General features: G+C 43.6%; 2 protein-coding genes. Both read left to right on the forward strand.

Annotated features, from left to right (window positions below; translation table 11 throughout):
- Positions 1-138 precede the first annotated feature (138 nt).
- On the forward strand, positions 139-468 hold the full coding sequence (locus BALCAV_RS20915) for a hypothetical protein (protein WP_040324344.1): 330 nt from the start codon (positions 139-141) through the stop codon (positions 466-468).
- A 71-nt stretch (positions 469-539) separates the two neighbouring features.
- Positions 540-798 (forward strand): helix-turn-helix domain-containing protein (locus BALCAV_RS20920; protein WP_040324345.1); only part of this gene is annotated, 259 nt, incomplete at its 3' end.

The following is a 798-nucleotide window of genomic DNA, read 5'->3' on the forward strand; positions in this document are numbered from 1 at the left end:
GCAGACAAGAGGGCATTCCTATCAGTCGTTTATCGGAAATCATTAGCGGCGTTCGCCCGAACCATCGTTATCGAAAAATCATTTTGGAGCGCCTCGACATTAAAGAGACAGCTTGAAACAAGGAAGGGGAAATGAAAAATGACCAAAAACGGAATTGTAAACATCCTTAACCAAGTGGCTGAATTAGCAGAAAATAACTCCTCTATTAAAGAGGGTTCAACAAAATTCTCGACAGATGCAAGGCAGCACATTGTCGAGAAGCAACTAGAATCACTCGACTTTCAACGACAAGCTTTGTATCTACGTGTAAAGGAAATGCTTTCTGAGGCTTACAGTGAAATTGAAGCGATTGAGCGAATGGAGCGTTCGGTTCGCGAAGCATTCGAACCAGTGGAAAATGAGGTTGCGTTAGTCAGAGAAATGAAAAAGGCTGCCGATGCGAACGGCAGCCAAGAGCAAAACAATTAATTTAAAGCGATTATAACACACCTTTAAAGGGTTTGTATAGAGCGTTCGAAGAGGACACAAGGAGGGTAGATATGAGCGAAGTTGCTTACATCACAGTGAAAGAAACAGCAGAATTGACCAAGAAGTCGGAACGCACGATTCGAAATTGGATTGAACAAGGGAAAATCAAAGCTATCACAACAGAAGGTACTGGTCGTGGTGGAAATGGCGGGAGACAACATAAGGTTCTGATCTCTTCTCTCCCTCCCTCTGCCGTCAAGCGATATCGTGCAAATCAAGCGAAGCAGGAACCGAAGGAAACGAAAGTTGATAAGACTTTCCGGGACTTTT

The organism is Alkalihalobacillus alcalophilus ATCC 27647 = CGMCC 1.3604, from assembly GCF_000292245.2.
Lineage (GTDB): Bacteria > Bacillota > Bacilli > Bacillales > Bacillaceae_D > Alkalihalobacillus > Alkalihalobacillus alcalophilus.

What these genes read in the sequence shown, in the direction of transcription:
- BALCAV_RS20915 (WP_040324344.1), top strand. Translation starts at nt 139, where the DNA reads ATGACCAAAAACGGAATTGTAAACATCCTTAACCAAGTGGCTGAATTA.